This window comes from Oleiphilus sp. HI0128 (assembly GCF_001635365.1).
On record NZ_LWGG01001531.1, the window covers coordinates 1 to 1,107 of the forward strand.

Here is a 1,107-nt window from a genome sequence, read left to right on the forward strand (position 1 = left end):
GCTCGCGTTTTGGCATTGAGTTCATCCAAACGCTCATAATGCCGTTTTGGAATGACCAGGCAGTGTCCTTTAGTAAGAGGGTAGGCATCCATTAGAGCTAGAAAATGCTCATCCTCGTAAACAATACTGGCTTCTTCATTCCCAGATATAATTTGGCAAAATATACAGTCCTTCATTTTTTGCTCCGTCCATGAACGTGTTAGTGGAAGTTCTGAGAGTTGCCACTGTTTGAGATTTGTTCGCTTTGAACTCCGCTCCATTCTTCGGCATTTTCGACAGGGATGGTGTAGGACTCATCAGCCCATGCCCCTAAATCTATTTTCTGGCAGCGATCACTGCAAAAGGGGCGAAAAGGTGAGTCATCACTCCAGGCCACATCTTTTTTACAAGTAGGGCAGTTTACCTTTAGCTCATTACTTTTTGACTTACTCACTTGCTAGCTCCAAATAGGCTTGGTGTTGGCGAAGAACATTTTGTTTTAAGCTTGCTAAATCACGGTCATTACTGATCACATCATTTGCGCGCTCTAATTTATAATCTCTTGGGAGCTGCATATCAATAATTTTCTGAATTTGTTCAGTAGAATTTTGGTCTCTTTCACTTGCTCGTTGTAATTGGAGTTCAACAGGAACATCAATAAGTAATATTCGTGATACCAGTTCAGCTTGATCGGTCTCGAAAAGCAAAGGGGATACGAGGATTACATAAGGGCTGTCTGCACTGTTTAACTGCCTTTTGATTTCGCTTCGAATTATCGGGTGCAGTAAGCTTTCGAGCCATTGTTTTTGATCTTTCGATGAAAATATAATTTGGCGCAAGGCTGCTCTATCAAGCTCACCAGTATTGGTAAGTATATCGGTACCGAAGTGAGTAGCAATTTTGGAGAGTGCGGCAGTGCCAGGTTCAACAACTTCACGGGCGACAATATCGGCGTCAACAATACAGATACCCAATGCCTGGAATTCGTCTGACGCTGCAGTTTTTCCGCTGCCGATACCACCGGTTAAGCCAATAATAAGCTTCTGCTGTGCTTTGGAATTAGTATTCACTATGATGCTCACTATTCAGCGCTATGCTTGAAGGCTACCGAGCCAAAAGCGAACTAGC

The 1,107-nt window shown here is 43.2% G+C and carries 3 protein-coding genes; all 3 read right to left on the reverse strand.

All coding sequences use genetic code 11. The features are described 5' to 3' along the window. On the reverse strand, positions 1 to 260 hold a 260-nt coding region (locus tag A3763_RS30255), incomplete at its 3' end, for an HIT family protein (protein ID WP_369823180.1). Beyond that, positions 200 to 433, reverse strand: a complete 234-nt coding sequence (gene yacG / locus A3763_RS25260; protein WP_068512918.1) for a DNA gyrase inhibitor YacG — start codon at positions 431 to 433, stop codon at positions 200 to 202. The genes yacG and A3763_RS30255, both read right to left, overlap by 61 nt. After that, positions 426 to 1,049 (reverse strand): dephospho-CoA kinase, encoded by a 624-nt coding sequence (gene coaE, locus A3763_RS25265; RefSeq protein WP_082865443.1) that lies wholly within the window; start codon positions 1,047 to 1,049, stop codon positions 426 to 428. The genes yacG and coaE overlap by 8 nt, the downstream gene beginning before the upstream one ends. Between the last annotated feature and the right edge of the window lie 58 nt (positions 1,050 to 1,107).